This is a genomic window from Dactylosporangium sp. NPDC000555 (genome assembly GCF_040300025.1).
Classification (GTDB): domain Bacteria; phylum Actinomycetota; class Actinomycetes; order Mycobacteriales; family Micromonosporaceae; genus Dactylosporangium.
In genome coordinates, this window is record NZ_JBEPDB010000042.1 from 60,524 (window position 1) to 69,566 (window position 9,043).

The following is a 9,043-nucleotide window of genomic DNA, read 5'->3' on the forward strand; positions in this document are numbered from 1 at the left end:
GATCACCTCGCGCGGACGGCGTTGGCGTAGCCCATGCCCATCGCCTCGCGCACCTCAGCCAGGGTGCCCTCGGCGATCTCGTTGGCCCGTGCGTTGCCTCGGCGGAGCACTTCGTCGAGCAGGTCCGGCTCGGCGACGATGTCGCGGCGGCGAGCGCGGTGCGGCCCGAGGAAGGCGTTGACCGCGTCCGTGGCCAGTCGCTTGAGCTGTCCGCTGCCGGCGTCGGCGATGCGATCGGCGACCTCCTCCGGCGTCTCGTCGAGGCACAGCGCCGCCACGGACAGCAGGCCGCTGACCCCGGGGCGGCCTTGCGGGTCGTAGGTGATCCGCCGTTCGCTGTCGGTGCGGGTGCGCCGGATCACGGCGGCGGTCTCGTCGTCGCTCATCGACAGGGCGATGGCGTTGCCGTAGCTCTTCGACATCTTCCGGCCGTCCAGCCCGGGGACCTCCGGCGCGTCGGTCAGCAGCGCTTCGGGCTCGGGAAACAGCGGCGCATAGCGGCTGTTGAAGCGCCGGGCGATCACGCGGGTCTGCTCGACATGCGGCAGGTTGTCCTTGCCGACCGGGACCAGGTTGGCCTTGCAGAACAGGATGTCGGCGGCCTGGTGCACCGGATAGGTCAGCAGCAGACCGCTCAGCGCCCGGCCAGATGCGAGCTGCTCGGCCTTGACTGTCGGGTTGCGGTGCAGCTCCGCCTCGGTGACCAGGCTCAGGAACGGCACCAGCAACTGGTTCAGGGCGGGAACGGCCGAGTGAACGAAGATCGTCGTCCGGTCGGGGTCGAGGCCGGCGGCCAGGTAGTCGGCGATCGCCTCGCGCACGGACTCCGCCACGTTGTCGGCGATGTCGCGGTCGGTAATGACCTGGTAGTCCGCCAGGATCAGGAATGTGTCGACGCCGCGTTGCTGCAACCGCACCCGCTCACGGACCGACCCGAAGTAGTGCCCCAGGTGCAACGCCCCGGTGGGGCGGTCCCCGGTCAGGACCCGAAAGGCGTCCGGGTGCTCGGTGATGCGCCGCTCCAGCTCCGGCATCCGTGCGGCGGTGACGGTGAACGAATCCATGTGTGCTCCCCTTGAACAGGAGGCCGCACAACAGAGGTCACCGCGCCTTCGCGGGCTGCCGTGCAGCCCGCGACAATGCGTCATCCGGCTGCTACCGCAGCCACCACCACGAGGAACGGGTCAGACGCACGACGGGAAGACTACCCCACAGGTCCTGTACATGCGGCTCACCAGGCGGTGAGATCCTCGGAGTAGCCGCCGCCGAAGACGTGGCGGGCGTGCTCGCGCATGCGTGGACCATAGGTGCGGTCGGCGGCCAGCGACGAGTAGCCAGGACCACGCTCGACGCCCAGCACGTTTGCGGTGTCGGCGAGGTACACGTCGAAGCCCGGGTACATCAGCTCGATGCACGGCAGGTCGTCGACGTCGAGGGCGAAGACCGGATACTCGCCCTCCGCGTCGGGAGTGCCGGTGGCCAGCACCCGGCGGGAGTCGCTGCCGCCCGGCAGCAGGAAGCACTCGCCGAACCGGTCGGCCAGCTCCGGCGTGTCGTACACCGAGCCGAGCCCCTCCCCGTACGCCTCGAGCGCGATGCTCGCCAACGACCGCGGCGCGAGCCGCCCGGCGTCGTCGAACCACCCGTGGCGGCGCAGCATGGTGGTGTCGAACGCCAGCCAGCGCCGCAGGCTCGCCGGCAGCGGCCGCCCGCTGGGAAACGCCGCGACGCCGTCCAGCGGCACGGGCTCGCCGTCGACCCACGGTCCGGCCCACCGGTCGTAGTCGAGCACGAGACGGCCGGGGTCGGCCCGGACGGACAGAATGACGCGATCGACGAGGGCCGCACCGTGCACGGCGTCGTTCGGGGCCGAAACCATACACGACCTTCTACCGCACGCCACTCCCCCGCCGCGCACCGCCCCGGCCGCGCGGCGCGGGCGAGGTCAGCCGGTGATCCGCTCCGGCTCGATCGTCAGCAGCAGCCGCACCTGGTCCCGCCCGCCGAACCACGGGTAGGGCCCGCCGAGGTAGCGGTGCGAGAGTGTGTCGATGTGCTCGGCGGCACCCTCCTCGGTCATCGCCACCACGCGGCCGCGGATCTGGAAGTACCGGCGCGGCTCGGCCGGGTCGCCGACGGCGAGCGCGACGCGCGGGTCGCGCTCGATGTTGCGCACCTTCTGGTGGCCGCGCACGGTGTTGACGAGTACGTGATTGCCGTCGGTGTCGACCCAGGTCTGCGTGATCTGCGGCGAGCCGTCCGGCATGAGGGTGGTCAGGTAACACAGGCTCGCGCCTTCGAGCAGGCGCAGGAGTTCGTCGGGAATATCCACCATCGGAACGGTACGCCGGCTCCCCATTGTGCGTTCACCCGCTCGAGCCGGCGTCCGCCGTCCACGGCGCGTTCAGGACTGGCGTCGAAGGTCGCGCACGGAGGACGGCAGCAGCGCCATGAGGGTCGCCGCGGCCATGACGGCCGCTATGACGAGGAGCCAGCCGCGTTCGCCGACGCTCTCAGCGACAGGACCGGTGAGCGCCAGTCCGAGCGGTCGCATCACGAACGAGCCGACCTGGTCGAAGGCGAAGACTCTCGCGAGCTTGTCGGGGGCGATGTTCTGCTGGATCGCCAGGTCCCAGTTGACGCTGAACACCTCGAGGCCGAGGCCGTGCAGGAAGGCGCCGAGCAGCATGACCGGCAGCGGGACGGGTAAGGCCATCGCCAGCGGAAAGCAGGCGGTCAGGGCGAGGAAGGCCGTGCCGGCGAACAGCATCCGACTGGGGCGGTACCGCAGGCTGATGACGCCACCGACCATGAAACCGACCATCAGCGCCGCCAGGGCCCAGCCCCACGCCGCCTCGCCGAACAGCCTGGTGATCCGGACCGGGCCGAGGACGCCCTGGGCGCCGCCGTACATCAGGTGATAGATCAACGCCTGCACCAGGAGCATCCACAGCCACGTGTGGCGGAAGACTTCGCGCGCTCCGGCGCCCAGGTCGCTGAGCACCGAGCGCGCCGCGGGGGCGGCCAAGGGCTTGACGTTCATGGCGGTGAAGCAGACCGCCGATGCGGCGAAGGTCGCGGCGTCCACGCCGATCGCCCAGCCGGGTCCGAACAGCCCGACCAGCAGGCCGGCGAGGCTGAAGCCCGCGACCATGGCGGTGTTCTGCGACAGCCGCAGCACCGAGACCGCGGTCGGCAGCGCCGAGGCGGACACCGTCTGCGGGAGCACGGCGCGGGAGCTCGGCCCGGCGATCGCGGCGAGGGCTCCGTTGACGGCGCTCATGACGGCCAGCATCGGCACGCTCGCGAGGCCGGTCGCGAGGCTGATCGCCACGACGGCCTGGGACAGGCAGGCCAGCACGGCGGCGCCGCGCATCAGCAGCGTGCGGGAGAACCGGTCGCCGAGCACGCCGGCGAAGAGGGTGGTGATGACATCGACGAGCGCGTAAGCGGCCACCACCAGGCCCAGGTCGGTGGCCGAGCCGCCGAGATGCAGCACCGCGAGCGCCATGGCCACGGGAGTGATCGCCGACCCGAGACCGATCAGTGTGCGTCCGGCCAGCAGCCAGCGGAAGGGCGTCGAACGCCAGGGCGAGGTCGTCTCCCGTGACGGGAGCAAGACATCGGTCATAACCGCAAGGTATTTCGCTAGCGAATTTTTTGTCAACGAACTTTTCGCTGGCGAACGGCTGCTAGTATTCGATCATGGGCCAGGACTTCGCCGATCGACATGTCGCCCGCTGGCGGGACCATTGGATCGACACGCCCTTCGACGACAAGGTCGAGGCCGCCACGGTTCGCCTCGCGCGGATCGCCCGCTACTTCCGGGAGAGCACCAACGCGGCGGTCACTGCGGTGGGTCTGCAGCACTTCGAGTACGAGACCTTGCACATGTTGATGGTCCGTGACACGCCCGGTCACGCATCGCCGCGGGCGCTCGCGGAAGACCTGGGTGTATCCCCGGCCGGTATGACCGGTCGGCTCGACAGCCTGGAGAAGGCCGGCTACATCAAGCGCACCCCCAGTTCCATCGACCGTCGCAGCGTGAACATCGAGGCCACCAGCGCGGGCGTGGCCATCTGGCGACGGGCGATGGCGCTGCGCGGCCGTGCCGAGGAGGAACTGCTGGGCGCCTTGTCCGACAGGGAACTGGCCGGCTTGAATCGGCTGCTCAAGAAGCTGACCACCGTCATCGAGAGTGCTGACTGATCCTGCTGGAGCTGTTCTGAATCGCCCTCTGCTGGGTAGCCAACGCTCGTCGGTGTCGGCACGCGGCCCGGGAGATAGCGATGAGACGCCTGTCAGCTCGCCTCAAGGCGCTGCCGGTCCTGGCCGCTCTGGTACTGCCGGTCGCCGAGGTGCCCACGCCGGCCGGGATCGACGGCGCACGCGGGTGCATGGCCGTGCCCCGGCCACAGGTCTCCGGTGCGCGCGTCCTGAGCGTGACCGCGGCCGGACACCCGGGCGGGGCCGCCCTCCTGCCCGATGGGGGGCACGTGGTCGTGGGCGTTCCGGCCTTCTGCGACGTCACCGTCGTGCTCACCCATCCGGGGGCCGGCGACCGGGTGCGGGTGCGGGTGTGGCTGCCGCGCACGGGCTGGAACGGGCGATTCCAGGCGGTCGGGGGCGGTGGGTTCTCCGCCGGCGGATCCGATCGCGCGCTCGTCCCACCCGTACGCGGTGGCTACGCGGCGGCCTCGACCGACGCCGGTGACCGCACCAGCCCTTCGGGGCGGCCGGACTGGGCCCTCGACCCCGGCGGGACGGTGAACGAGGAGCTGTTGACGAACTTCGCGTATCGCTCGGTGCACGAGATGAGCGTCATCGGCAAGCAGGTGACGACCCACTTCTACGGCCGGCCCGCGGCGTACTCGTACTGGAACGGCTGCTCGACCGGCGGCCGGCAGGGCCTGATGGAGGCCCAGCGCTACCCGGCCGACTTCGACGGCATCCTGGCGGCGGCGCCCGCCATCAACTGGGATCGGCTCACCATGGCCCAGTTCTGGCCGCAGGTCGTGATGCACGACGCGGGCATCTACCCCAGCGCGTGCGAATTCGACGCCTTCAACCGCGCCGCGGTCTCCGCCTGCGACGCCGATGACGGCGCCACCGATGGCGTCATCGGCCGGCCCGAGCTGTGCGGCTTCGACCCAGGCACGCTGGTCGGCCGGACGATCGTCTGCCACGGCAGGACGGTGCGCATCGGCCAGGCGGTCGCCGACATCGTCCGCGAGATCTGGGACGGTCCCCGGAGCACGTCGGGAAGCCAGCTCTGGTATGGCCTGCTGCGCGGCACGCCCTTCACCCCGCTGGCCGGCACCGCAAGCTCCCCCTTCGGACCCGCGCACGGTGCGCCGTTCTCCGTCGCGGACAACTGGATCAAGTACTTCCTCGAACAGCGGCCCGACCTCGACACGTCCACGATCGGACGCTTCGAGTTCGAGCGGCTGTTCCAGCAGTCCCGAACCCGCTACCACGGCATCATGGGCACCGACGACCCCGACCTGTCCGCGTTCCGCGCCGCCGGCGGCAAGCTGATCACCTGGCACGGGCTGGCCGACCGGGTCGTCTTCCCGCAGGGCACGATCGAGTACCGCCGGCGGGTCGAGGCGTCCATGGGCGGCGCGGAAGCCACCGACCGGTTCTACCGCCTCTTCCTCGCCCCGGGCCTGGGCCACTGCTCGGGCGGGGCCGGACCCGCCCCGACCGAGCCGCTCGCCGCCCTCGTCGACTGGGTCGAACACGGCCGCGCGCCGGACACGCTGCCCGCGACGGCAAGGAACGCGATGGGCCGCAAGACCGCAACTGACCTGTGTCGCTACCCGCAGGTGTGCTGACCAGGGCCCCACGACCCGACGAGGAACCGGTCACCGCACCGGGCCGCACGTCGAAGTCGAGGCGGTCGACCGCTGGGTGCGGGATCAGCCGCCACCGGACGGCGCCGGCGCGTCCGTGTCGGACGGGCTCGGGTCCGCGGAGGGGCTGTCAGCGCTCGGCGACGGCGACGCCGACGGGACCGAGGTCGGCGGGGTGACGGGCGGGGCCGAGGTCACGGTCGGCGCGCCCGGGGTGACGACGGGCCCGGCCTGACCCGAACCGGGCCGCGGCGACGCCGTCGGCGTCCGCGGTGCCGCCGTGGTGCGCTTCTGGGTGGGCGTCGGCTTGGGCTGCGCGTCAAGCGACGCCGCCGGTTGCCGGCTCGGCCGGTCGCCCAGGCGCGGGTCAGCGGCGGACGCGGCGCTCTCCATCAGCGGCGTCTGGCCCGCGTGGCCGCTAGGCGCCGGGGCGGCCTGCGCGACCGAGCCCGGGGAACCGGCCGGCGACCCTGACGCATACCACGAGCCGATCGCCACGGCCGCCAGGACGACCGCGGCGACGTACAACCCGGCGCCCCGGCGGACCGCCGCATGCCGGCCGCGGCCGAAGGGCCGCCGGTGCTGGGAGGACCGCCCACGGCCCTCGGCACGGTGCTGCTCGTGGTACATCGCAAACGCCTTGCAACTGATGGGATCGGGCGGAGATTAGCCCAGTTGGACCCTAACGCCTGCACGCACCCGGGTGAACCCACCACCGATAACCGCCAACAGGCATGCCGGTTCGAGGCAGTCTGCCCATAGCCTTGGAGAGACCATACAGTTCTACGTGATAGTGTCTGGTCAGCTCAGCGGCAGAGCGAGCTCTCGGCCATCCGCGGCATGTGCGAGCACCGCGCACCGCAACACATCAGGCCGCACATCACCGAACCCGCTACCAGAAAGGCAAGCGCTGATGGTCTTCAAGAAGCTGCTCGCCGGCCTCGGCCTCGGCGGTGTCCAGGTCGACACCGTCATCGCCCCGCAATCGGCGACGCCCGGCGGCACGCTCACCGGCCAGGTCAACCTGCGCGCCAAGAGCGACAGCCAGGTCACCGCCGTTGACCTGCAGCTGCTGGCCAGCGGTTCGTTCGGCGAGATCGAGCTCGCCCGTCACCGCGTCGCCGCCGGCCTGCACATCACCAGCGGCAGCACCCCGTCGGTGCCGTTCACGCTGCCCGTTCCCGCCCACGCCCCGTTCACCGCCCTCTACGGCCACAACCTGCCCGGCCTCACCGTCGGCGTGCGGACGCACGTCACCGTCGCGTCCGGCAGCGCCAAGAGCGACTTCGACCCGGTCACGCTCGACGCCGGTCCGGTCCAGCAGCGCATCATGGACGCGCTCGGCACCATCGGCGCCCGGTTCGTCCGCAGCGAACTGCGCCCGAGCTCCGGCCTGAGCGTCCCCGCCGCCCACGCCGTGACCTTCTACGCGCCGCTGCCCGAAGGCCAGCAGCCCGGCCCGCACATCCCCCAGATCGTGTTCCTCGTCGTCCCGGGCGCCGACGACCTCACCGTCGTCGTCGAACTCGCCGCCCGGCCCGGCGCGGGCGACCGCCACCACCTCAGCGCGGCGGACCTCGAACGCCTCGACACCGACGAAGACGGCTGGATCAACGAGGTCGACCGGTGGCTGACCACGGTCCTGCAGCAGAGCCAGGCCGCCGCGACGGGCGCGTTCCTGCAGCCGCAGCAGCCGCAGCAGCAGGTCGGGTATGGCCGCCACGGCCGTCCGTACGCCTACCAGGGCCGCCAGCCGTATCAGTACGGTGGCTACAAGCGGCGGCCCGGCATGGGCTCTGCCGTCGCCGCCGGCGTCGGCGGTGCCGCGCTGGGTTTCCTCGGCGGCATGGTCATCAGCGACATGATGGGTAACGCGTTCGGTTCCGACGGCGACGCCCAGGCCGCCGCGGGGTTCGATGACGCCGGAGGCGACAGCGGCTTCGGCGAAGGTGGCTTCGACGGCGGAGGCTTCGACGGCGGTTTCGACGACGGGGGTTTCGACTTCTGATCATCGGCCGCCACGCGGCGGCGACAGCTCGACCGTGCCGGCGATGTCCCGGGCTTGACGTCAAGCCCGGGACATCGCCGTAGAACCGGGCGAACAGGACGCCGGCGGGCGCACCGCCGACCTGAGCGGCGGTGAGCCCGCACGGCGGCGGAGGTCAGCCCCGGTTGTCCCGCACGCGCCGCACCACGGCCCAGGCCGCCGGCAGCAACGCCGTCGCGAGGAGCACCTTGAGCGCGTCGCCCACCAGGAACGGCACGACCCCCGCGTCGAGCGCCTTCGTGGGCGAAAGGTGTGCCGCCATCGCAAGGTACGGCACGCCGAACGCGTAGATGCAGAGGTTGCCGACCACCATCGTGCCGGCGGTCCGCAGCGGGGTCCGGTCGCCGCCGCGGCGGGCCAGCGCGCCGACCACGACGCCGGCGACGACGAACCCGATGACATAGCCGAGCGAGACGAGCGCGGCGCCGCTTGCGCCGTCGGCGAACCACGGCACGCCCAGCATGCCCACGGCGAGGTACAGCACCATCGACACGGCGCCGCGCACCGGGCCGAGCGCCGCCCCGACCAGAAGCACCGCGAGGGTCTGCCCGGTCAGCGGGACGGGGCTGATCGGCTCGATGGACACGGCGACCTGCGCCGCGGCACCGGTCAGCGCGGCGCCGAGACCGACGAGCACGGCATCGCGGGCCAGGGCCCCCGGCACCAGATCGGCCAGCACGCGGCGGGGGACGGCGTACGTGTCGCTCATTGAGCCTCCAGGAGAGATCTGCTCAGCGGACTGTACGTTGCCGATCCGCCCGGCGACCGGCGCAGCGACCCGCGTCACCGTCGAATTCGTCACGCACCCCGCACGGCCGCCGCCCTAACCGACGCCGTCGGCTGCCTGTCCGGCCAGGTCCGCGCATGATCACATCCATCGCGACCCGAGCCACATCCGGGACAGCCATTCCGCCGCGGTGACGCCCATGCCGGAGTAGATGGGGTAGAAGTACGCGAAGCAGGCCGCGACGAGCAGGACGTAGACGCCGGCGACGGCCGCGCCGACGGTCCGGCGCGGGGTGCCGGCCGGGCCGATGATCGCGCCCAGCACGTAGACCACGGCCAGGACCAGGAACGGCTCGGCCGGCAGGGCGTAGAAGTAGAACATCGTGCGGTGCTCGGGCATCTCGTTGAACCACGG

The 9,043-nt window shown here is 71.6% G+C and carries 9 protein-coding genes and 1 pseudogene; 3 read left to right on the plus strand and 7 right to left on the minus strand.

What is annotated here, in order from left to right; genetic code table 11:
* Positions 1-2: 2 nt before the first annotated feature.
* The 4 genes from trpS to ABT297_RS24130 all read right to left on the minus strand — a co-directional run bounded on the left by trpS (position 3) and on the right by ABT297_RS24130 (position 3,631).
* Positions 3-1,064, minus strand: a complete 1,062-nt coding sequence (trpS, locus tag ABT297_RS24115; RefSeq protein WP_350553433.1) for a tryptophan--tRNA ligase — start codon at positions 1,062-1,064, stop codon at positions 3-5.
* A gap of 167 nt (positions 1,065-1,231) precedes the next feature.
* The gene (locus tag ABT297_RS24120) at positions 1,232-1,879 is read right to left on the minus strand and encodes a hypothetical protein (RefSeq protein WP_350553435.1); all 648 of its coding nucleotides are present in this window, start codon (positions 1,877-1,879) and stop codon (positions 1,232-1,234) included.
* A 66-nt stretch (positions 1,880-1,945) separates the two neighbouring features.
* Positions 1,946-2,335, minus strand: a complete 390-nt coding sequence (locus ABT297_RS24125; RefSeq protein ID WP_350553437.1) for a PPOX class F420-dependent oxidoreductase — start codon at positions 2,333-2,335, stop codon at positions 1,946-1,948.
* Positions 2,336-2,404: 69 nt separating this feature from the next.
* Positions 2,405-3,631, minus strand: coding sequence for an MFS transporter (locus tag ABT297_RS24130; protein WP_350553439.1), 1,227 nt, complete (start codon positions 3,629-3,631; stop codon positions 2,405-2,407).
* 74 nt (positions 3,632-3,705) lie between these two features.
* Between ABT297_RS24130 and ABT297_RS24135 the strand changes: the two genes are divergently transcribed.
* A complete protein-coding gene (locus ABT297_RS24135; RefSeq protein ID WP_350553441.1) occupies positions 3,706-4,209 on the plus strand; it encodes a MarR family winged helix-turn-helix transcriptional regulator in 504 nt (167 codons plus the stop codon).
* Between the two features lie 80 nt (positions 4,210-4,289).
* Positions 4,290-5,837 carry a tannase/feruloyl esterase family alpha/beta hydrolase gene (locus ABT297_RS24140; protein WP_350553443.1) on the plus strand — a complete coding sequence of 516 codons (1,548 nt, stop codon included), beginning with the start codon at positions 4,290-4,292 and terminating at the stop codon, positions 5,835-5,837.
* Positions 5,838-5,921: 84 nt separating this feature from the next.
* Here the strand turns inward: ABT297_RS24140 and ABT297_RS24145 are convergent, their stop codons facing one another.
* Positions 5,922-6,485: a hypothetical protein gene (locus tag ABT297_RS24145; protein ID WP_350553445.1), complete on the minus strand. Its 564-nt coding sequence runs from the start codon at positions 6,483-6,485 to the stop codon at positions 5,922-5,924.
* A 283-nt stretch (positions 6,486-6,768) separates the two neighbouring features.
* Between ABT297_RS24145 and ABT297_RS24150 the strand changes: the two genes are divergently transcribed.
* On the plus strand, positions 6,769-7,863 hold the full coding sequence (locus tag ABT297_RS24150) for a sporulation protein (protein WP_350553447.1): 1,095 nt from the start codon (positions 6,769-6,771) through the stop codon (positions 7,861-7,863).
* A gap of 154 nt (positions 7,864-8,017) precedes the next feature.
* On the opposite strand, the gene ABT297_RS24155 is transcribed toward ABT297_RS24150, so the two are convergent.
* Both ABT297_RS24155 and ABT297_RS24160 read right to left on the minus strand, forming a co-directional pair.
* Entirely contained in the window at positions 8,018-8,611 is a 594-nt protein-coding gene (locus tag ABT297_RS24155; RefSeq protein ID WP_350553449.1) for a biotin transporter BioY, read from the minus strand.
* Between the two features lie 159 nt (positions 8,612-8,770).
* Positions 8,771-9,043 (minus strand): annotated as a pseudogene (locus ABT297_RS24160) (phospholipid carrier-dependent glycosyltransferase); the annotation flags it as partial.